Below are 19,749 nucleotides of genomic sequence, written 5' to 3'. Positions count from 1 at the left end.
TGAATCCATCCTCTAATACTAACAATAGTCGTTTGCGCCACAGTAAATACGAGTTGTAAGAGGGGTCGGGGCGTATTTGTCCTTGTTGCGCCTGAAAAAGAACGACCGCCTCCCGCGTTTCCCGTCCATTTGACGGAAACCGTTTAATGATTCCCCCATAAGTCTGAATCAGTCTAATGCCTCGCTGGCGTTTCCCCAGGATGGGTACACAATCAACACCAACGTCCTTTCGGGGAAGGAGAAGGTCATGTCTGAACTACAACAAACAACCGTTGACGCCTTCAGGGGGCTGTTCGGAGGCTCTGTGCTCGAACCGGCGGATTCCGGTTACGACGATGCGCGCCAGATCTGGAACGCGATGATTGATCGGAAACCGGCGCTGATCGCCCGGTGTAAGTCAGCCGAGGATGTGGTGGCGGCGGTTAATTTTGGGCGGGAACAGCGCATGCTGGTGTCGGTCAAGGGCGGTGGCCACAACATTGCAGGCAACGCTGTTTGCGACGACGGGCTTATGATCGATTTGTCGCAAATGAAAGATGTTGAGATCGATGCTGATAACCGGCGTGCCCTGGTAGGCCCGGGCTGCACGCTGGCAGATTTTGACGCAGCGGCCCAGTCTCATGGACTGGCTACGCCCCTGGGTATTAACTCCACAACCGGCGTAGCCGGCCTGACCCTGGGCGGTGGCTTCGGCTGGCTTAGTCGCAAGTTCGGGATGACTATTGATAACCTGATTTCCGCTGACGTGGTCACCGCCGATGGGCGCATGATTCTCGCCAGTGATTCAGAGAATCCGGATTTGTTCTGGGGTTTGCGAGGAGGTGGAGGTAACTTCGGAATCGTTACCAGCTTCGAGTTTAAGTTGCACCCGGTGGGACCGGATTTGTTGAGTGGGCTGATGGTGTTTCCCTTTGGCCAGGCCAAGTCGGTTCTGACGCAGTTTGCGAGATTCACCGAAACCATGCCGGATGAGCTCAATGTATGGATGGTGATGCGCCATGCTCCGCCGCTTCCCTTCCTGCCCGAGTCGGTCCATGGTGAGCGTATTGTCGCTCTGGCTATTTGCTATGCGGGTGATCCCGCCGTTGGGCAGAAGCTGATTGAGCCGCTGCGTTCATTTGGCGACGCGCACGGTGAGCATGTCGGGGTGCAGCCCTTTGCCGACTGGCAGCAGGCGTTCGATCCGCTGTTGACGGAGGGGGCCCGGAATTACTGGAAGTCCCATAACTTTGTGAAACTGACGGATGAGGTGCTTGAGGTGTTGATTGATTACGGTAGCAAACTGCCCTCACCTCACTGCGAGATTTTCATAGGTTCCCTTGGCGGAGCAACAGGCCGGGTAGCGGCCGACGCCATGGCCTATTCAAGTCGCGACGCAAACTACGTGATGAATGTGCATGGCCGCTGGGAAAAGCCCGAGGAAGATGATCGCTGCCGGGGGTGGGCGCGCGCATTCTTCGAGGCGGCCAAGCCTTACGCCAGCAGTGGCGCTTACATAAACTTTTTGTCCCAGGATGAGACGGACCGGGTTGAGTTTGCCTACGGTGCTGCCTACGAGCGACTGGTGGAGGTAAAGAACAAGTACGACCCTGAGAACCTGTTCCGTGTGAACCAGAATATTCGCCCTCACTAGCGGTCTCGTCGGGATACGATTGGACCGAAATGGCGAAACTCAAAGAGGCGGCTTCGTGCGAGAGACTACCCCTCGCTGGTTTAACCGGTGTGAGCGACCGCTCCTTTTGAGCTTTCGGTTTCCGGTTTTGTCTGGTTGCGGAGAAGGAATCCTGCCATCCAGTGTGCGATGGCCAGAGAGTCGGTGGACGCTCCTGACACGGTCAGCCCTTCAAGTGCCTTGTCTGCATCACTTTCCGGAACAGACTGGCCGCGCAGGTGTTGCACCAGGCGGGTTTCGAACGTGATATCGAATTCCGGATGCGCCTGGAAGGTAAGGATGCGGTTGTCGTACTGGAGTACGGCGAAGGGGCAGAAAGAGGATTCCGCAACAATTTCAGCCGCCTCCGGTTTTTCCAGAACCTGATCCTGGTGCATGACGCTCAGTGTGAACTTGGAGGCTGCCAGGCCCAGCCCCTGCACGTCTTTGGTTAAGGAGTACTCGTGAAGCCCCACGCCCCATCCTCCAGGATATCTGTGGACGTGGGCACCAAAAGCGTCGGCGATGATCTGGTGGCCAAAGCAGATGCCCAGCATGGGCCTGTCGGCCTGGTAGATTTCACGGATGAGCACCTTGAGCTTCTGCATCCACGGCAGATTTTCGTATACGTTGGACTTGGACCCGCTGATGATCCAGCCGTCGCAGACGGTTGAAGACTCGGGAAACTCCCCGTCCCGCACGTCGAAATGGACGTAATCAAAGGTATGGCCAGCCTGGTCGAACAGGCGCTCGAACATATCACCGAACGAGCCGAACTCGCTGATGAGTGGGTCCGGCGTGATGCCGGTGGCCAGGATGCCAATCTTTAACGTCATTCCGATTCTCCAGCTCAGGCTTTCGCTCATTTCAGGTTCCAACACTAAAGCACGGCCCTATCTCTGTAACTATCTCCCTGGGGGTAGATGGGCGGCATCTTTTACCCCTGCCTGATCGGATTCAGGTTCAGGGAATGTTGTCGAAATCAGTGGTTGATGTTCAAACCATTTGCCGCGATGATTGCGCGCTTAATGATCGGGTTGCGTGTCGAGCCTACAGAGTCATGGCCTTTATCAGCAGCGTTAAGAGGTGCCAGTTCCGACAGGTATGAAAGAACGAGTCAGTCGAATCAATGCCAGCGATAGCTGGCAGAAAAATGTGTCGGTTCTGATCGAGCATCAGCGGCTTCGAAACTTTCCGGCGGTGCTTGAAGAGTTTCTTTCAACGCTCTGTTTTTACGACACTTTCATCATGATGGCGTACAAGGCATCGTTGCGCCCTATCCTGCTGTATCCCACTGCACCGGAAGAGCAAAGCGACACCCTGAAGCTGTATATCAACCACGCCTATGTGCTTGATCCGCTCTTCCATGCCATCAAATCCGGCGTTGCCCCTGGGGTGGTCCGGCTCGCGGATATCATGCCCGACTCGTTCCGGGATACCGAGTATTTCCAGACCTGTTACCAGGACTTTGGCCTGGTGGATGAAATCAATCTGATCATCCAGCTGGATGACGAAGTGACCTGCACCCTGACACTGGGCCGCAAGGCCGCACTGGACAGCATATCCCGCAATGAACTCAAAGCCCTGAGCGATTTCTATCCGATCCTCAGCGCGCTCGTGCGGCAATTCTGGCTGTCCCAGTCACGCGAGTATCTGCAATACGGACGGTCGGATGGCCCCATGAAACGTGCGCTGCGAACGTTTGCCAGCGGGGTGCTGACTCAGCGGGAACGGGAGATTACCGACCTGATACTGCGAGGGTACTCCTCTCAGGCGATTGCAGATCATCTCAAGATCAGTGTCGGGACGGTGAAGGTGCATCGAAAGAACATTCACAACCGGCTGAACACCTCGACACAGGCCGAGATATTCACCCAGTTCATTTCACACCTGAACAGTCTGGATGATTGACTGATCACCGGCCCTTGGCGGGCCGGTTTGCGTGTAAATACCCTAGAGACTGATCCAGACGGTTTTCAGATCGGTGTATTTCTCGATTGAATGCAGCGACTTGTCCCGGCCATTGCCGGAGGCTTTCACACCACCGAACGGCATGGTGGAGTCACCCCCGCCCCAGCCGTTCACCCAGACCATCCCGCTCTGGATCTTCCGGCTTACCCGATGGGCCCGTGACAGGTTGTCGGTCCACACTGAAGCGCCCAGTCCGTAGGGATTGTCGTTGGCCAGCTCAATCGCCTGGTCTTCATCGCCGAACTCGCAGACCGCGAGTACGGGCCCGAAAATCTCTTCCTGCACAAACCGCATGTCATTGTTGGCGCCATCCATGATGGTCGGCTCGACAAAATAACCCCGGCCTTCCAGGTAATCCGGCACACCTCCGGTCAGGACGGTTGCACCGTCATCGATCGCAGACTGGATATAACGGGACACCGTATCCAGTTGCGCTTTGTCGACCAGCGCTCCCATTCGCGTATCCGGATCCAGGGGGTCGCCGCCCTGGTAGGTCTTCGCAGCCTCTTTGAGTTCGGCAAGGAATTGATCCTTGATCGAGCGCTGGAGGTACAGCCGCGAGCACGCGATGCAGACCTCACCCTGATTGGAGAAAATAGCCGCGGCGGCGGTCTGAGCGGCCTTTCTGATGTCGCTGTAATCGTCGAAAACCACCATCGGCGATTTCCCGCCCGCTTCCAGCCAGACCTTCTTTAGGTTGGACTGCCCCGCGTATTCCATCAGCATGCCCCCCACCCGGCTGGAACCGGTGAAGGCCAGTACGTTGACGTCCTTGTGCAGGGCCAGCGCCTTACCTGCGGTATGCCCATACCCTGGAACCACGTTCAGCACGCCATCAGGCAGGCCCGCTTCGGTCGCCAGTTCTGCCAGTCGCAGTACACTCAAAGGGCTTTTCTCAGACGGCTTGAGAATGACCGAGTTGCCCGCCGCCAGCGCCGGCGCCAGCTTCCAGCTCGCCATCATCAGCGGGTAATTCCAGGGAGTGATGGCGGCAACCACACCCACCGGTTCATGACTGATCAGCCCGAGGGTTTCGTTGCCGGTGGGAGCAATTTCACCGTACACCTTGTCGATGGACTCAGCGGTCCAGCGGAAGCAGTCGATGGAATCCGGCAGGTCGATATTCACGGTCTCGTGGATCGACTTGCCCATGTCGAGGGTATCGGTGAGCGCCAGCTCATCCCGGTGGCGGTCCATCAGGTCCGCCAGCCGGAGCAATACCGCCTTACGCTCGGCGGGGGATTTGCCGGACCAGGCACCGGAATTAAACGTTTGCCTGGCGACCGATACTGCCAGATCCACATCATCCTGATCGCAACTCGCCACTTCGGTGAGGACCTGTTCGTTGGCCGGATTGATGGACGAAAACGTCTCACCGGAAACCGCCGGCTGAAAACGCCCGCCAACATAGGCCTGGTTCCTGAAAGTGAGGCTGTCGCTCAGAGATTGCCATTCCGCTTTTGTCTTCATGTCGCGCGCTACCTGGTGAATACATGGATGGCTAGAGGCTATCCCCCGGCCCAGGTCAGCGCCATATCCCCAAAGGGGTAGGCAGCGGTAGCAAAACGGGTGCAATCTTGGGGCTGCGCCCTCAAGTAATTGCCTCAGATTTGGCTCACTCTTCGCTCGTATCCAGCGTGGAACACCTGGATGTGGATCAGGGTTAAGCGTTTAATGGTAACTAGAACAAGAAAGGAACAGCGCTATGAACTATTCCAACATTTTGTATGAAGTGCACGGTCCGGTTCGGGTGATCACTTTCAACCGGCCAGAGGTGAGGAATTGCATCGACATTGAGACCGCCGAAGAACTCTGTCATGCGTTCGATCAGTTCCGGGTGGATGACGAAGCCAGGGTGGCCGTGCTCACCGGAGCAGGCGAGTCGGCCTTCTGTGCGGGAGGAGATCTGAAGGCTGCCTTTGCGGGTCGCCCTCCCATCCCGGTAATGCCGGAAGACATCGCCAGACACAACCGTGGCGAAGCACCCGGATGCATCGGTCCAACCCGCTGGACAGACATCTACAAGCCGGTCATTGCTGCCGTTAACGGTGTCGCGTACGCGGGCGGTCTTGAGTGGGCCTGCTTTGCCGACATGAGGATTGCCGAAGAACATGCGTCTTTCGGTGTGACTTGCCGGCGCTGGAACATTGGCCTGGCCGATGGCGGAACGCAAAGATTGCCTCGTATCGTTGGTATGGGCCGCGCGATGGAACTGATCCTGACCGGCAAAGTCATCGATGCCGACGAGGCCTACCGGATTGGTCTGGTGAATGAAGTGGTTGGCAAGGGACAGAGCCTGCAACGCGCCCTGGAGCTGGCGGAGTTCATGTCCACCCTGCCCCAGGATGCAATGCGCAATGATAAGGAAGCCGCCGTGCGCGGATTTGGGCAACCACTGTCGGAAGGCCTTCGCATCGAAGCCGAATGCTTTAACCGGGTGACTGTCTCCGCCGAGGCCAGGGCAAGAATGTTCGAGGGGCTGAGGAAATTCAACGAACGGGATCATCCGGACAGAGTTCCGGGTCAGGGCCTTACGCCCGGAATCATTCGCGATGATGATCACTAAAGGCACGTTAATGGGCCTGTTGCGTCTCCTTAGGCGGTCATACACCGCGCTTGCTTCAGGCCGGCCGATAAACTATCGACTAGACTTTATGGGCGTCAGACTTCGAAGTTGTCCAAAAGGAGAATTCGATGCCACCGCTTGGCAGCAGTGTTCAGACCGACGCCCTTTTCATCCCGAACAGCACCGCCTTCAGAAATACCGCGAATCCGTCCCGCAGCGTTGCGAAGCGCTGCATCGGTCAACGTCTCAAGGAGACGCGGAACCATTTCCTGTCTCTCTGCATCGTTCAAGCCTTACTGTTATCCCTCGTGTGCATGATCACCCTGGCAGCGCCTGTGCTTGCTCAAGAGGAAGGTGCCAAAAGCCAGGCTCCGAATGAAGATCTCGCCAGTCCTCAGATAGCCGTCGAGGTTCTCTCCCATCGCCTTGTCCCCATGACCAAAGACGAGCTCAAACCTCTGGCCCTTGCCTGGAGAGATATTGTTCAGGCGGAAACTCGAGCCATTGCGGAGAAAAAGGTCAGCGTTTTTGAGGCGCCGGATGAGCAAAGAAAGGAGGTTAATCAGGAGATAGCCCGGATGACGGAAGCCAGGATGCCTGTGCTGGAGCGATACGCCATGGTCGTGGATGCGTACGAGCGCAAAGGCGGCGATCCGGAATTGGTGGCCGATCTTAGGACCTATCGGGATGCGATCATTCTGGATGAAACCAGTCTGGCAAGCCCCAAAGCCATTTTTCTCGCCATTCTGGACTGGGCCACCCGCACGGACGGCGGTATCGCGGTTCTGAAAGACATCGGTATTGTTATTCTGGCAGCGATGGGGCTGCTGGCGGTTGCACGTACGTTCAGTGCAGCGGCGCGCAAGTGGATTGGGCGGGTGCCGACTATTTCGAAGCTGCTCGAAACCTTCCTTGTGGGCGTAGTGTTCTGGCTGGTGCTCACGCTTGGCCTGTTGCTGGTTCTGGCGGGTCTTGGCGTCAACATCGCGCCTATCTTCGCCATGATTGGTGGCGCCTCATTCATTCTTGCCTTTGCGCTGCAGGATACCTTGGGGAACCTGGCCAGTGGCCTGATGATCATGATCAATCAGCCGTTCGACGAGGGCGACTACGTAGAGGTTGGTGGCGTTGGGGGCACGGTGAAGTCCGTCAGCATCGTGGCAACGACCATCGCAACACCCGACAACCAGATCATCGTCATTCCCAACAAAAATGTCTGGGGTAATGTGATCACCAACGTCACGGCCAGCAAGGTTCGCCGGGTGGATCTGGTGTTCGGTATTTCCTATAAAGACTCGATCCCCGCGGCCCTGGAGGTCATGGAGCGTGTCGTTAAAAATCACCCGGCCATTCTTGGCAAGCCGCAGCCTACCCTGCGCGTTCATCAACTTGCTGACAGTTCGGTGAACGTCATTTGCCGGCCCTGGGTGAAGTCCGCCGACTACTGGGACGTCTACTGGGACCTCACGCACCAGATGAAGGAAGCCTTTGACGACGCCGGGATATCCATCCCCTATCCCCAGCGCGATGTTCACATGAAAGACTGAAAGTGCGCCTCAGCCTTTCCCCTGGGTTCGCCGGTCATGGCCACTTCAACGGCTCCGCAATCGCAATGGACTTTGTGCTGTTCACTCATAAGTTTGTCCTCTTGATGCCGGAGGAAACCGGGCGCGCTCCCTGCGCCGCAGCTAGGTGTCTGGTTCAGAAATGCTCGTTGAGATGAGCCTGAAACCGCTCGAAATCAAGCTCTGGCTCGGCGTTCTTCATGACGTCGTAGCAGGCGAAGGTTGGCATTGCGTCCATGCCAAAGAACCGGAAGTTCATGTGCATTGGGAAGAATAGATCATCCACGCTCTTGCCCTGGAAAAGATATTCGTTGGCGTCGTTAAACGCTTCCTCGGGAGCGTTGAAGGTCAGAGAGATCATGTACTTTTCGCCCGTAAGCGTGCCCCCGGCGCCGTAATTTTCCTTGGGTGCATCTTCGCGTCGACCGTCGCCATTGCACAAGGCACCGCCCATGCCGGCGGTGTACACCTCATCCATGTACTTTTTGAAGGTCCAGGGGACGCCCATCCAGTTAACCGGGGTCTGCAGCAGAATGATGTCGGCCCACTGGTGGTTCTCCAATTCGGCATCGACACTCCAGCCAGCGTCAATTTCAACGATTCGGGTGCTGTGGCCCCTGGCTGTGAGGATCTCGTCCGCCATCTGGGTCAGGGTTGCGGCTTGGCGGTGCCAGCAAAAAGATGATTGACCAACGGCTGAAGGAGCTTGAATCCCGGGGCATGGTGCTCCGAAAGGTCATCAGTGACCGCCCGGTGACTGTGAGTTATCAGCTCACCGATTTCGGCAGGAGTGCCCTCAAGGTGCTGGACGATCTCAGGGTCTGGTCGGAATCCAACGAATTGTAAGTGCCGCGGGTGACCCTGCCGTTCTCCCTCTCTGGCTGGGCCTGTCGTGGCCACTATCAGCCGTCCCGAACCCGGGACTGGCGTCTGTTCTCCGGTTTCCTCCAGTATCTGGCAGGGGCGCTCGGTTCCATCGTTCAGGGTCCCTCCATTTTATCGTCAGCAGTGCCCACCTGAATTCCTGAGAATGGACCTAAATATGAGTTAAAACAACGGACTGTACTAGCTTTCTGATAACTGGCCTGAAATCTGGAACCGAGCCCCATTGTGTTAACTCGATCAAGGGGTTTTGTTAGGAATGCTGATATGTTGGATTCCTAATCATGGTTGATAGGACTCGACAACAATAACCAGGGAGGGGATCTCATGGGCTGCCTGTATTCCGGCATGTTCAGAAACAGTGTTGTTTTTTCTTTGGCAATTTCCGCCAGTGCGCTTGCCAACGGCGGCGATGCCCGGATCATATTCGCGGCTGAGAATGCGCTGTACGGCTCCGGTTACGATATCGGAAAAGCGGATGGCTGGATGGACAATACCCTGCGCGCAGCAATCAGCCGCTTTCAGGGTCAAAGTCAGAGACTGACGTCAACCGGTGTGCTTGATGCCCAAACGCTCAAGGCTCTTGGCGTTTCTGTACCTCCGAGCACGTCCATTTCCGGTAACGACGTCGCATCACCCGCTCTTGCCCAGGCGGAATTGGGTTTCTCCAAAGCTAGTAAAAAAAGTCCGGCGACCACTTCCCCTTCCGTAAAACCCGCCAAGCAACCCGAAGTTGAGCCGAAGAAAAAAGACCTGGTGGCAAAGCCCAGGCCCGCGCCGGTGGCTGAGACCGTCGCGACCCCAGAGGTAAAAGCCGCCCCTGCTTTGACATCACGGAAACCAGATGCACCAAAACCTCAGAAAGTCGCGAAGGCACAGCAAAAGCCGACCGTTACCCCGCCCCCTGAACCGAAACCGATCGTAGCCAAACCAGAGATGTCAAAGCCCAGTCAGCCTGAGCAGGATGTAAAACAGGTTTCGACTGTTGAGGCCGCTGAGCCAACTCCTGCATCGCAAAAAAGCGTCAGCGTTGCGTCCCGGAGCCGGTATGAACTGAAGGCCGACGGAACCCAGTCCTCCCTGGAGAAGCTGGGTGCAATAACCGGCAACCCGGTGGCACCGGCAACAAACGAATCGCCGCAGGCTCAGCGAGCTAGTGAGGACGGTGATGCGCAACTGGCTGACGAACAGGGTGAAAGTTCGACGGACAACCCCGGAATTTCCGGGTTCTTTTCCAATTTGTTTGACTTCCTGTTCGGCTGGATCGTGTAACAGCCAGCTATTACCTTTGCTTTGCGTCTTTAGCTTTGTCGGGTAACTCTGACAAAGCTTTTTTGTACTTGTTTGCCCTACCATTCTGAGCCTGGATCTTCGTCATCTTGTTTGATGGTTGCGCCTTCTTTCTTGCGGCTGTGACTGACGCCTTCTATCTTTGATGATTGATCGCGTTTAGCTTCCCCGCTCCCCTGAGGGCCGCAACACATGAACAGGTTAGACATGAAAGCCGGCTGTAAACTTCCGCTCGGTTTTGTGACGCTAGCGCTCCTCAGTAGCCCATCGTGGGCTCAGGGCGATGCCTCCTCTCTGGCCAAGCAGTTGTCGAATCCGATCGCCAGCCTGGTTTCTGTGCCTTTTCAGGCTAATTTTGACGGGAATATCGGGCCGGGCGACCGCGGGGACAGGTTCACGCTCAACGTGCAACCGGTCATCCCGTTTTCCCTCAACGAAGATTGGAATTTGATAAGCAGAACAATATTACCGGTCGTTGATCAGAGCGATATTTTCCCCGGAGCGGGAAGTCAGTCAGGAATTGGAGATACGGTGCAAAGCCTGTTTTTCTCTCCTGTCCAACCAACATCAAACGGCTGGATCTGGGGTGCGGGTCCGGTTTTTCTGTTGCCGACGGCTTCCGATGACCTTCTGGGAACTGATCAATGGGGGCTTGGGCCCACAGCTGTCGCCCTGAAACAGTCAGGGGCCTGGACCAACGGTGGCTTGGTAAACCATATCTGGTCTGTGGCTGGTGATAGCGATCGGCCCGATATCAACCAGTCGTTCATCCAACCCTTCTTTTCCTACAACACGCCGACAGCGACAACGCTGACGTTTACTGCTGACTCCACCTACAACTGGGACACTAAAGACTGGACTGTTCCCGTTGGGGTTTTCGTTTCCCAGGTGTTCAAGGCGGGGAATCAGATCATGCAAATCGGTGCAGGCCCCCGTTATTACGTCGAAAGCCCGGATAACGGCCCCGAAGGCTGGGGTGCGCGGGTTAACCTGGTGTTTCTGTTCCCGAAATAACCCACCTGGCTTGGGATTGCCGGCTCCTGGAACGGGTTAAGCTGGAGTTGGCACGCATCTTCAAGGAAAGATTTAACCGTCTCGCCAGGCAATAGCAATTGTTGCTTGATCATGGTGCCCGCCCCTCGGATTCGGCAAAGATACAGTCATGCTGGCCGGGAAACTCAATTTACAGACGTTTGAAATACTCCCGGGCTCACGCTTTCGTGGGCGCGCACAGTGAACAGGAGTGTGGTTACGGAAAGTGCTTAAAGAAGTGCTGAAAGCCTGGTGTACGTCAGGGAAAGACGGGGGGCACGAGAAAGGTGACCGGGGGTGCAGGGTAGAACTTTCAGCCCGGGGCTTGAGAGAGCCACCGAAAGATAACCCCGGGCTTAGCTTGAAACTCAGAACTTCCAGAACGGAGTTGAGAGTCTCTGGTGAATCACATCGGGAGAAAACCCAACGTCATTCAGCATGTGCCGATCCATGGTCATGACCATATGGACAAAATTGCGCTTCATTCGCCATCCTTTATAGAGTGTCGCCGCCCGCTTCACGTTTTACCTCCAGTTTCTGCCGGACCGGAAAGCTCAAACCGGATGTCTGAGCTCCCTTAATCAATATGCGGCTATTGTATTGACGCAAAGCGAACGACTAAATACCTGAAACCACGTAGAAAAATACCCTTATATGGAACCCCCGTTCTGCACCAGCGTTTGGTAGAGTTGATCTTTTAGTTCCACCCTTTGTTGCTTCAGACGATGAAGCTTGTCGTCACCTATTGGCGAATCCCGCCGTTCGAGCCCCTCAATTTCCTGATCAAGTTCTGTATAACGTTTCAGGCTTTCGCCAAACTTAGTGTCGGTGGTTTTAAGTTCTTTGATCAGGTCACTGAACTGAGGAAATTCTTTCTGAAGTTCATGGCTGGATATGCCCATTGATTTGTCCTCCTGCGATTTTCTGAGTGACGAACTGCCGGACTATTCATAATAGACGAGCCTCGCAAACTAAGGGGTTCTTTGACAAACCGCTAATAACACCCGGGCCGGCACCGGTATAGCATGACTGCTCAAGACACAGTCAGACTATGAGTAGCGCACCAATGACGTTTGCACGAATTACCGGTACTGGCTCCTACCTGCCGGAAAAGATAGTCACTAACAAAGACCTCGAACGGCAGGTGGATACTACCGATCAGTGGATCCGAGAGCGCACAGGCATTGAGCAGCGTCACATCGCCGCAGATGGGCAAAGTACAGTCGATCTCGCCGAACCGGCAGCCAGGAATGCCCTTGAGGCCGCCGGCATCAGCCCCAACGAACTGGATTTGATCATCGTAGCAACCACTACACCGGACAAAATCTTTCCGAGCTGTGCCTGTCTTCTTCAGGCCAGGCTCGGCGCTCATGGTTGCCCTGCCTTCGACGTCCAGGCTGTTTGCAGCGGGTTTATCTACGCTCTGGCGACAGCAGAGAAGTTCATCCGGTCAGGAAGCAGCAAAAAGGCCCTGGTGATCGGCGCCGAGGTATTTTCACGCATTCTGAACTGGGATGACCGTACCACCTGCGTGTTATTTGGGGATGGCGCCGGTGCCGTCGTCCTTGAAGCCAGCGATGAATGCGGGGTGCTTTCCACTCACCTACACGCGGACGGACGTTACTCGGATCTTCTCCAGGTGCCCTGCGGTATCTCCCATGAATACGAACAGGTGAAAGCCGGCCGCGCCTTCGTGGAAATGAAGGGTAACGAGGTATTCAAAGTGGCCGTGAACACCTTGGGTAAAATCGTGGATGAAACCCTTGAGGCCAGCCAGATGGCGAAATCGGACATCGACTGGCTGGTTCCCCATCAGGCAAACCTGAGAATCATTTCAGCGACCGCGAAGAAACTGAACATGTCCATGGATCAGGTTGTCGTTACCGTTAACAAACACGGCAACACGTCTGCAGCGTCGATCCCGCTTGCTCTGGATGTGGCGGTTCGCGATGGTCGTATCCAGCGCGGGCAGGTATTACTCCTTGAGGCATTTGGCGGAGGATTCACCTGGGGCTCTGCCCTCATCCGTTATTAATTAGCTAGCAACCCGGTTGTCAGGGTTACTGCTTGTTCCGTATACTGTATTTTTATACAGATAAATTAGCTCACTGCGGGGAATCACCATGGCGGTACAAGCAGTCTATTTTTCCGATAGGGACGGCCTGGATATGGCACTAAAACATCCTGACACCATGCTTTTTGCGTCCAAAGCCGAGGCGGATGCCCGGGATCGCATTCTTGAACTGGCAGAGGAAATACAGGTCTTTCTGACCAAAAAAGTGGAAGGCTTGAGTGAAGAACACGCTGAGGCCTGTGCTATGGCGATTGCCGAAGAGCGGGATCTTTTCCAGAAGGCCCTGAAAAAGCCCGATCTCCTGAACGCCAGCCCGGAGTGATCCTCTTTTCATAGCAGGGCTTTTGCCCGATTCTCTTCTCTTTATAGGAAACGCCTGCCATGGCAGCCAATCCAGGTGTGGCAGGCGTGTTTTATACTCGGTTCTGTTAGTTCCAAAAAACAACGACTCGGAACAGAGATTATGCCAGAAACCAGCAGCGGCGATACACCCTCCATACTGATCATTGGTACCGGATTCGGCGGCCTTGGAATGGCCATCACCCTGAAAAAGGCCGGCTTCCATAACTTTCAGATTCTGGAGAAGGCCTCCGATATTGGCGGGACCTGGCGCGACAACACCTACCCCGGTGCCGCATGCGACATCCAATCCCACCTGTACTCCTATTCCTTTGAGCCAAAACACGACTGGAGCCGGAAATTCGGCTTGCAGGCCGAGATTCTCGATTACCTGCGGCATTGCGTCCGCAAGTATGACCTTGCAGGGCACCTGAAATTTGATAGCGAAATTTCCGAGGCAAAATTTGATGGACAGAGCAGCCAATGGATTATCCAGCTTAAAAATGGCGGCTCCCTGTCTGCCGATGTGCTGATCAGCGCCACCGGACAACTCAACCTTCCTGCCCTGCCCAACATACCCGGAATGGACGATTTTTCCGGCGATCAGTTTCATTCCGCCCGCTGGAATCATGAATGTAATCTTGCGGACAAGCGGGTTGCGGTGATTGGCACCGGTGCCAGTGCCATCCAGTTTGTTCCTGAAATCGCTGGCAAAGTGAAGTCACTGGTGCTGTTTCAGCGTTCTGCTCCCTGGGTGCTCCGCAAACCGGATCGACCCTTTCGCCGCTGGGAACAGGCTTTGTTCAAGGTCCTGCCACCCTGGGACCGCCTGTACCGCTGGTTGATCTATTGGAAAAATGAAAGTCGCGCGCTGGCGTTTACCCGGCTTAACCGGCTGCTGGACATTTACGCCTGGCAGGGGAAGCGGGAAGCTCGAAAGCAGGTGACCGATCCGGAAAAGTTCAAACACGTCATCCCGGATTATCAAATCGGCTGTAAGCGAGTCTTAATCTCGAACGACTGGTATCCCGCCCTGAATCGTCCCAATGTGACGCTCGTTACCGAGGACATTGATCACATGGATCAGTATGGCGTGGTCACCAAAGACGGCGCCCACTATCCGGTTGACGTGATCATTTACGGAACTGGCTTCAGGGCATCGGAATTTCTGTCGCCTATATCCATCATCGGCAAAAACGACAGGAGTCTGGATGAAGCCTGGGCAAACGGTGCATCGGCATTCAAGGGAATTACCGTCAACGGATTTCCAAATTTTTTCATGCTGTACGGCCCCAACACGAATCTGGCTCATAACTCGATTATTTACATGCTGGAATCCCAGTTCAGCTATGTGCTGGACGCCGTCAAACTACTGGCAAAAAATCCCGGGATGGTAATGGAGGTCGCGGGGGACCGACAGAACCAGTACGTATCGGAAGTTCAAAGTGGCCTGGAAGGCAGCGTCTGGTCCTCCGGCTGTCATTCCTGGTATCTCGACGCCAGCGGCAAAAATACCGTCAACTGGCCAGGTTTTACGTTTACGTATCGCTGGTCTACCCGTCGGGTAGACCCGGACAATTATTCTTTTTACCGGTTTCCCAATCGAAACTGATCGAATCGCGACAGCCCCCCAACCGGAACGCCGAATTGGCTAATCTTGCGCTCTAACCAAAAACATAGGATGATTGGACGTCCGATCACTGGATAATTCTATGTTGAAACCTATCAAAAAAGCCTCCCTTGTTCAGGCAACGATCGACCGGCTTAGACAGGCGATCGAGACAGGCCAATGGAGCCTGGGCGAGAAGCTACCAGTGGAGTCGGACCTGGCAGAAAATCTGGGTGTTAGCCGGAACACGGTTCGTGAAGCGGTGCGCGTCCTCGCCCATGGCGGCATGCTTGAGACTCGCCAGGGTGATGGCACTTACGTTCGCGCAACCCGTGACGATGGCGATGCCCTCAAGCGAATCTCTGCCTCTGCCCTTGCCGATCAACTGGAAGTGCGAACACTGCTTGAGTCCGGAGCGGCAGCACTGGCGGCGGAACGCCGAACATCCCAGGATCTGCAGGCGATGGCCGACGCTTTGGATGCTCGGGCGCGAGCCGGGGAGAATATCGATCAACGAGTTCGTCATGACGAAGCCTTTCACGTCGCCCTTGTAAGGTCGGCCCACAACGCAGCACTTAGCGAGCTCTACGGCGTGTTTTCCGGCGCCATTGCTCAAACCATCCGTCGTACGGAAACGGATCCGGATTTGCCGGAACCTTCCCAGGAAGACCATGAGCTGCTCCTGGCCGCCATTCGCCGGGGCGATGCGGCAAAAGCAAAGAAACTCGCCGACAAGCTGTTAAAGCCGAGCTTGATCAAGCTTCGTAGTGGAGCCTCCGGGCAATGAGGGTGCGGCTGGATCGTTTTACCTTGTTGCTGATCGGGGCGATAGTGCTAGCCTCTTTCCTGCCAGTAACCGGTCAGGCCGCAGATTGGGTCAGTGTGAGCGGGAGCGTGGCCGTCGCACTGTTGTTCTTTTTTCATGGCGCGGCATTATCGAGGGAGCAGATCGTTGCGGGTGCGACGCACTGGCGTCTTCATATTGTGATCACTGCCCTCACCTTCGTGCTCTTCCCTCTAATGGTTCTTCCTATCAATGAGTTGAGCAAAATAGCCCCCTCCTGGATGCCGGAGGATCTGGGGATCGGCTTTCTTTATCTTGGCGTACTGCCATCAGCCGTTTCCTCATCCATAGCCTATACCGCCATGGCCCGAGGCAATGTGCCCGCTGCAATCTGCAGCGCAGCAGCCTCCAATGTCTTTGGCATGATGCTCACCCCCTTCCTGTTACTCTTGCTGGTAAGCACATCTGGCACTGGTGATTTTTCGGTCGCAGAGGCACTCAAGGACATTGTGCTGCAACTGTTGCTGCCCTTTGCACTTGGCCACGCCTGCCGACCCTGGCTTGGCGGTTATCTGGCCAGAAACGAGAGTTTGATGGCTCGCTATGATCAGTGCGTGATCTGGCTGATTGTATACTCGGCCTTTTCCCATTCGGTGGAAAGCGGTCTTTGGGAGACGCTGCCGGTCAAAGCCATCGTGCTGACGGTCGCGTTGTGCCTTGGTTTGCTTGGGCTGTTTATGGTGCTGGCGCGCTTTCTCGTGCGCCGTTTCGGATTCAGTCTTCAGGATGAGGCGGCGGTGGTGTTCTGTGGCTCCAAAAAAAGCCTGGCATCGGGACTGCCGATGGCGAAGGTGCTGTTTTCCGGCCACCCTGGCTTTGGCATGATCGTGCTACCAATCATGTGCTACAACCAGATTCAGGTTATTGTCGGTGCCATGCTCGCGCAAAAATACCGCGCAAAAATTGATGCGGCGGAACGCGGTTAGCCACCTCCGCCCAGACCACCAAACAGACTGGTCAGGACAACCAGCACGATAATCCAGCCGATCACGGCCGGCCAGAAGTTGCTCGTGTGCCGGGGCTGTCCGGCCTGCTCCACTTCCTGTTCGGTCTCATCTTCCTGCTGGCTGCTCTGTTGCTCAGCGGTTTCCGCCAGGCTGAACCAGCCAAACCAGTCACCGATAAATCGGGTAACCGGAATCGGGAAATTGCCATTCTCCGCCAGGGGGCGCAGTTGTGATTCAAGTCGCTGGGCCACTTCCCTTCGCAAGGCGGCCTGGTCCGCCGGAGGCTCGCAGAGAATTGCCTTCCACACACCGGGGTCCTGCGCTCTTCGATGATCATTCAGCAGGGCTTTCACCTGGATGATCACTTCACGGACAACCTGTTCCTCTGTCGCACTCAAAGCCCGGTTTTCGGATGACTCCTCCAGGCCGACCGGTGCCGGATCACCCGAGGGCTCGAGGTTCGACACTGCATTGTCGCTGACAGAAGGGTCCGGAGCCGCCTGTTCGCCTGTCGCTTCACGAAAAGCCTGTTCCAGCCGCTCAGCTTCCTCTTTCGAGGCAAACTTCATTTGCTGATTGTAGGCCTCGCGGATTCGTTGGTGGTCACCGGTTGGTTCGATGCCCAGTATTTCCCAGCAATTCATGGATTCCGCTACTCCGTGCGTTGTCGCTTTCTTGCAATATTTCCAAAGACAAAATCCTTGCCTTTCATTAAGATATCGAGGACATTAAAAATAATTTCAAGCTTCCGTTCGGCAGATTGTAACTATTCGCATGACTGACCAAATAAATACACGCTCCGCGCGTTTAAAGGGTTCCATCTTTTTCATCGCATTAGCCTGTGGACTTTCCTCTTCGCCGGCATGGGCTGACGAAAATTCAGAGCCACTCTATCCAGGCCTTATTACTGCCGATGGCGAGTTCGCAGTGCCCTCGGAGGTGCTGACCACCACTCGCCTTCGCCAGTCCAAGCTGAAGGTTCCCGGCACAACAACCGTGATCAATGGCGACATGATTCGGCAGCTCGGCATCATGAATCTGGTGGAGGTGTTCAGGCTGGTGCCAGGCATGGTTGTTGGTGAATACGGCAGTAACAACCCGGTTACGAGCTATCATGGTACGTCTCAGTACGAACAACGGCGGCTTCAGGTTCAGGTGGATGGTCGAACGGCTTATCGCGCCAGTCTTGCCGATGTCGACTGGATTGCCATGCCGGTTGCTCTGGAGAACATAGAGCGAATTGAGGTCAGTCGTGGGCCGAATTCCGCAGCTTACGGGATCAACGCGTTTCTTGGCAGCATCAACATTATCACCCGATCCCCTGAGAATTCCGCTGGCGTTGAACTCTACACCTCGGCAGGTACCCGCGGCCATCTGCGGGCATTCACCTCGGTAGGCGATGCCGGTCGTGACGGTAGCTGGCGCCTGTCCTACGAAAAGCGCAAATCCGACGGATTCGATGCACAGGTCGACGGTGGAGAGCGACTGCCCTTTCACGACGGTTTCGACGTCAACAACGTGAACCTGGACGGAATCGTCAACCTGGGCGACCTGCACTCCGTGGAGATTCGAACCGGAGTCCTGGACGGCACCAACGAGGAGGATCGCCTGAAGAGCGGCAATTTCGGCGCGATCACCAATCCCGATATTGAGCAGGACAAATACTACCTGCAGGCCCGGTTTAACGGCGCCACTTCAAACGCCCACTTTTACTACGTCCAGGCCAGCTTCCAGAACCAGAAGCGCCGGCAGGACTGGATTATCTCCAGTGCCGACGAGGAGTTCCCGGATCCACTCCGGGCCCTGCTGGGGGATGAGGTCTTCGTAGCCGAGCTGAACGAGAATTCCAGGGAGTCGCGGCAGGAATTCGAGATACAGGACACGCTGATTCTGGGTTCCTCACTGAAGCTGGTATCGGGTTTGGGATACCGTAAGGACAGCTACGAATCCGAAACCTTCTTCAACGGCAAAGGCAGCAATTACCAGACTCGTGTCTTTGCCAACGCAGAGTATTCTCCGTTCGATTGGCTTACGCTGAATGCCGGTGGTAACTGGGAGAAAACCACGACCACCGACGAAGGTTATTTCTCGCCACGTGTGGCCTCCAACTTTATTCTCGATGACAACCACGCGGTGCGATTCGTCTTCTCCCGCGCGGTTCGCACCCCCGATGCGTTCGAACAGGACCAGGAGTGGTCTTATCGTTTCCACAATGTCCGTGCGCCCTATGAAGATCTGGAAGGGCTGCGCCTGTCGGTGGCGGATTTCGTGGACCCAGACGTTTCAACGCTCGGTGAATCCCTGGAAGAGGAAAAAATCACCTCCCGCGAAGTTAGTTATTTCGGACAGTTTCACCTCGACCGTGCTCTCATGAGCGTTGAAGTGCGTTACTTCAACGATTATCTTCGGGACATGATCAGCGGCTTCATAAGCGCTGATGAATGGAATCTCGATAATAACGTTGCGCTGGAACAGGAAGGTGTTGAACTGGAAACGGCGCTGCAGTTTTCCGGTACTATGGTTCGAGCCACCTATGGCTATCTGGATCAGGAAGGACGTTACACCGGCGATCCGGAGCGGTTTTTCAGGAAAGCCGTTGATCTCCTCGGCCGACTTTCGGCCCGCCATTCGGGAAGTGTTGCCTGGATTCAGGAACTCCCGTTGCAACTGACCTCATCTGCCGCTTTCTACTTCGCAGAAGAAGTCCGAAACACGCGCTTCAAGCGGGCGGATTTGCGTTTGGCCCGCCAAGTTGACCAGAACGACTACAGTTATGTGCTGGCTCTAACACTCCAGCATTACCTGGAGCGGGATCCCTGGATCAGCCCCGACAACATTATTGACGACCATAACCAGTACTTCGTCGAGGCCGGCGTAAGATTCTGAGCATCATCATGTAGGGAAACTGTGTGACCCAGGACGGTAAAAAACGATTCAGACATCCCCAGGCAGGCGGACAGCGTGACCGTTCTGCTTGTC

The 19,749-nt window shown here is 55.5% G+C and carries 18 protein-coding genes; 13 read left to right on the top strand and 5 right to left on the bottom strand.

The genetic code is table 11. From position 1 onward, the window contains the following. The first annotated feature begins 247 nt into the window (after positions 1 to 247). Entirely contained in the window at positions 248 to 1,633 is a 1,386-nt protein-coding gene (locus QVZ43_RS10355; RefSeq protein ID WP_302909874.1) for an FAD-binding oxidoreductase, read from the top strand. An 80-nt stretch (positions 1,634 to 1,713) separates the two neighbouring features. Here QVZ43_RS10355 and QVZ43_RS10350 read toward each other — a convergent pair whose 3' ends face one another. Then, complete coding sequence (locus QVZ43_RS10350; RefSeq protein ID WP_302909873.1) at positions 1,714 to 2,487, bottom strand: glutamine amidotransferase-related protein; 774 nt, start codon at positions 2,485 to 2,487, stop codon at positions 1,714 to 1,716. A 268-nt stretch (positions 2,488 to 2,755) separates the two neighbouring features. On the opposite strand from QVZ43_RS10350, the gene QVZ43_RS10345 reads away from it, so the two are divergent. Continuing rightward, entirely contained in the window at positions 2,756 to 3,562 is an 807-nt protein-coding gene (locus QVZ43_RS10345; RefSeq protein ID WP_223793645.1) for a helix-turn-helix domain-containing protein, read from the top strand. A gap of 42 nt (positions 3,563 to 3,604) precedes the next feature. Here the strand turns inward: QVZ43_RS10345 and QVZ43_RS10340 are convergent, their stop codons facing one another. Continuing rightward, the gene (locus tag QVZ43_RS10340) at positions 3,605 to 5,092 is read right to left on the bottom strand and encodes an aldehyde dehydrogenase (protein ID WP_302909872.1); all 1,488 of its coding nucleotides are present in this window, start codon (positions 5,090 to 5,092) and stop codon (positions 3,605 to 3,607) included. A gap of 235 nt (positions 5,093 to 5,327) precedes the next feature. Between QVZ43_RS10340 and QVZ43_RS10335 the strand changes: the two genes are divergently transcribed. Further along, positions 5,328 to 6,188 carry an enoyl-CoA hydratase-related protein gene (locus QVZ43_RS10335; RefSeq protein ID WP_302909871.1) on the top strand — a complete coding sequence of 287 codons (861 nt, stop codon included), beginning with the start codon at positions 5,328 to 5,330 and terminating at the stop codon, positions 6,186 to 6,188. Positions 6,189 to 6,316: 128 nt separating this feature from the next. Beyond that, entirely contained in the window at positions 6,317 to 7,735 is a 1,419-nt protein-coding gene (locus QVZ43_RS10330; protein WP_302909870.1) for a mechanosensitive ion channel family protein, read from the top strand. Between the two features lie 154 nt (positions 7,736 to 7,889). Here the strand turns inward: QVZ43_RS10330 and QVZ43_RS10325 are convergent, their stop codons facing one another. Then, positions 7,890 to 8,396, bottom strand: coding sequence for an NAD(P)H-dependent oxidoreductase (locus tag QVZ43_RS10325; RefSeq protein ID WP_302909869.1), 507 nt, complete (start codon positions 8,394 to 8,396; stop codon positions 7,890 to 7,892). Positions 8,397 to 8,434: 38 nt separating this feature from the next. Between QVZ43_RS10325 and QVZ43_RS10320 the strand changes: the two genes are divergently transcribed. From QVZ43_RS10320 to QVZ43_RS10310, 3 genes are all read left to right on the top strand, one after another. Continuing rightward, positions 8,435 to 8,599 (top strand): winged helix-turn-helix transcriptional regulator, encoded by a 165-nt coding sequence (locus QVZ43_RS10320; RefSeq protein ID WP_420890910.1) that lies wholly within the window; start codon positions 8,435 to 8,437, stop codon positions 8,597 to 8,599. Positions 8,600 to 8,962: 363 nt separating this feature from the next. Continuing rightward, entirely contained in the window at positions 8,963 to 9,907 is a 945-nt protein-coding gene (locus QVZ43_RS10315) for a peptidoglycan-binding domain-containing protein (protein WP_302909867.1), read from the top strand. A gap of 549 nt (positions 9,908 to 10,456) precedes the next feature. Further along, on the top strand, positions 10,457 to 10,939 hold the full coding sequence (locus QVZ43_RS10310; RefSeq protein ID WP_302909866.1) for a hypothetical protein: 483 nt from the start codon (positions 10,457 to 10,459) through the stop codon (positions 10,937 to 10,939). A gap of 668 nt (positions 10,940 to 11,607) precedes the next feature. Here the strand turns inward: QVZ43_RS10310 and QVZ43_RS10305 are convergent. Beyond that, positions 11,608 to 11,859 carry an HP1242/YdcH family protein gene (locus QVZ43_RS10305; RefSeq protein ID WP_302909865.1) on the bottom strand — a complete coding sequence of 84 codons (252 nt, stop codon included), beginning with the start codon at positions 11,857 to 11,859 and terminating at the stop codon, positions 11,608 to 11,610. Between the two features lie 164 nt (positions 11,860 to 12,023). On the opposite strand from QVZ43_RS10305, the gene QVZ43_RS10300 reads away from it, so the two are divergent. The 5 genes from QVZ43_RS10300 (at position 12,024) to QVZ43_RS10280 (ending at position 16,749) form a co-directional block, all read left to right on the top strand. After that, positions 12,024 to 12,992 (top strand): beta-ketoacyl-ACP synthase III, encoded by a 969-nt coding sequence (locus tag QVZ43_RS10300; RefSeq protein ID WP_302910647.1) that lies wholly within the window; start codon positions 12,024 to 12,026, stop codon positions 12,990 to 12,992. Positions 12,993 to 13,080: 88 nt separating this feature from the next. Then, the gene (locus QVZ43_RS10295; protein WP_302909864.1) at positions 13,081 to 13,353 is read left to right on the top strand and encodes a YebG family protein; all 273 of its coding nucleotides are present in this window, start codon (positions 13,081 to 13,083) and stop codon (positions 13,351 to 13,353) included. A 141-nt stretch (positions 13,354 to 13,494) separates the two neighbouring features. After that, entirely contained in the window at positions 13,495 to 14,982 is a 1,488-nt protein-coding gene (locus tag QVZ43_RS10290; protein WP_302909863.1) for a flavin-containing monooxygenase, read from the top strand. A gap of 100 nt (positions 14,983 to 15,082) precedes the next feature. Next, entirely contained in the window at positions 15,083 to 15,766 is a 684-nt protein-coding gene (locus tag QVZ43_RS10285) for a FadR/GntR family transcriptional regulator (protein WP_302909862.1), read from the top strand. Next, the gene (locus tag QVZ43_RS10280; protein WP_302909861.1) at positions 15,763 to 16,749 is read left to right on the top strand and encodes a bile acid:sodium symporter family protein; all 987 of its coding nucleotides are present in this window, start codon (positions 15,763 to 15,765) and stop codon (positions 16,747 to 16,749) included. Before QVZ43_RS10285 ends, QVZ43_RS10280 begins: the two co-directional genes overlap by 4 nt. Here QVZ43_RS10280 and QVZ43_RS10275 read toward each other — a convergent pair. Continuing rightward, positions 16,746 to 17,414 carry a J domain-containing protein gene (locus QVZ43_RS10275; protein WP_302909860.1) on the bottom strand — a complete coding sequence of 223 codons (669 nt, stop codon included), beginning with the start codon at positions 17,412 to 17,414 and terminating at the stop codon, positions 16,746 to 16,748. The genes QVZ43_RS10280 and QVZ43_RS10275 overlap by 4 nt on opposite strands. Positions 17,415 to 17,697: 283 nt before the next feature. Here QVZ43_RS10275 and QVZ43_RS10270 point away from each other — a divergent pair, with 283 nt between their 5' ends. After that, positions 17,698 to 19,656 (top strand): TonB-dependent receptor plug domain-containing protein, encoded by a 1,959-nt coding sequence (locus tag QVZ43_RS10270; RefSeq protein WP_302909859.1) that lies wholly within the window; start codon positions 17,698 to 17,700, stop codon positions 19,654 to 19,656. Positions 19,657 to 19,749: the final 93 nt, after the last annotated feature.

Origin of the sequence: Marinobacter suaedae, assembly GCF_030519635.1 — a bacterium.
GTDB classification, from domain to species: domain Bacteria; phylum Pseudomonadota; class Gammaproteobacteria; order Pseudomonadales; family Oleiphilaceae; genus Marinobacter; species Marinobacter suaedae.
Note: the sequence above shows the minus strand (reverse complement) of the source record. Positions and strands in the feature narration are given on the sequence as shown.

Excerpts from the sequence above, each read along its gene's own strand:
- QVZ43_RS10320 (WP_420890910.1), top strand. The coding sequence starts at position 8,435 with ATGATTGACCAACGGCTGAAGGAGCTTGAATCCCGGGGCATGGTGCTC.
- QVZ43_RS10330 (WP_302909870.1), top strand. The coding sequence starts at position 6,317 with ATGCCACCGCTTGGCAGCAGTGTTCAGACCGACGCCCTTTTCATCCCG.
- QVZ43_RS10335 (WP_302909871.1), top strand. The coding sequence starts at position 5,328 with ATGAACTATTCCAACATTTTGTATGAAGTGCACGGTCCGGTTCGGGTG.
- QVZ43_RS10280 (WP_302909861.1), top strand. The coding sequence starts at position 15,763 with ATGAGGGTGCGGCTGGATCGTTTTACCTTGTTGCTGATCGGGGCGATA.
- QVZ43_RS10275 (WP_302909860.1), bottom strand. The coding sequence starts at position 17,414 with ATGAATTGCTGGGAAATACTGGGCATCGAACCAACCGGTGACCACCAA.
- QVZ43_RS10315 (WP_302909867.1), top strand. The coding sequence starts at position 8,963 with ATGGGCTGCCTGTATTCCGGCATGTTCAGAAACAGTGTTGTTTTTTCT.
- QVZ43_RS10300 (WP_302910647.1), top strand. The coding sequence starts at position 12,024 with ATGACGTTTGCACGAATTACCGGTACTGGCTCCTACCTGCCGGAAAAG.
- QVZ43_RS10325 (WP_302909869.1), bottom strand. The coding sequence starts at position 8,396 with ATGGCGGACGAGATCCTCACAGCCAGGGGCCACAGCACCCGAATCGTT.
- QVZ43_RS10340 (WP_302909872.1), bottom strand. The coding sequence starts at position 5,092 with ATGAAGACAAAAGCGGAATGGCAATCTCTGAGCGACAGCCTCACTTTC.
- QVZ43_RS10295 (WP_302909864.1), top strand. The coding sequence starts at position 13,081 with ATGGCGGTACAAGCAGTCTATTTTTCCGATAGGGACGGCCTGGATATG.
- QVZ43_RS10305 (WP_302909865.1), bottom strand. The coding sequence starts at position 11,859 with ATGGGCATATCCAGCCATGAACTTCAGAAAGAATTTCCTCAGTTCAGT.
- QVZ43_RS10285 (WP_302909862.1), top strand. The coding sequence starts at position 15,083 with ATGTTGAAACCTATCAAAAAAGCCTCCCTTGTTCAGGCAACGATCGAC.
- QVZ43_RS10350 (WP_302909873.1), bottom strand. The coding sequence starts at position 2,487 with ATGACGTTAAAGATTGGCATCCTGGCCACCGGCATCACGCCGGACCCA.
- QVZ43_RS10290 (WP_302909863.1), top strand. The coding sequence starts at position 13,495 with ATGCCAGAAACCAGCAGCGGCGATACACCCTCCATACTGATCATTGGT.
- QVZ43_RS10345 (WP_223793645.1), top strand. The coding sequence starts at position 2,756 with ATGAAAGAACGAGTCAGTCGAATCAATGCCAGCGATAGCTGGCAGAAA.
- QVZ43_RS10355 (WP_302909874.1), top strand. The coding sequence starts at position 248 with ATGTCTGAACTACAACAAACAACCGTTGACGCCTTCAGGGGGCTGTTC.